The following is a 279-nucleotide window of genomic DNA, read 5'->3' on the forward strand; positions in this document are numbered from 1 at the left end:
AAGGCGCGCTGCTCGTCATCGTCGTGCTGTTCCTGCTGCTCGGCAACATCCGCGCCGCGCTCATCACCGCTGCGGTCATCCCGATCACTATGCTGATGACGGCCGCCGGCATGAACGGGCTGGGCGTATCGGGCAACCTGATGAGCCTTGGAGCGCTCGACTTCGGGCTGATCGTCGACGGCGCCGTCATCATCGTCGAGAATGCGCTTCGCCGCCTCGCCGAGCGCCAGGAGCATGAAGGCCGGCTTCTCACCCGCGAAGAGCGGATGGAGGAAACGA

General features: G+C 65.2%; 1 protein-coding gene. It reads left to right on the top strand.

Annotated elements, in window-relative coordinates; genetic code table 11:
- The coding region (locus tag AX685_RS08850; RefSeq protein ID WP_156445735.1) for an efflux RND transporter permease subunit at positions 1-279 on the top strand (279 nt) is incomplete at both ends.

Origin of the sequence: Sphingomonas sp. CCH9-F2, from assembly GCF_001556735.1 — a bacterium.
Taxonomy (GTDB): domain Bacteria; phylum Pseudomonadota; class Alphaproteobacteria; order Sphingomonadales; family Sphingomonadaceae; genus Sphingomonas; species Sphingomonas ginsenosidimutans.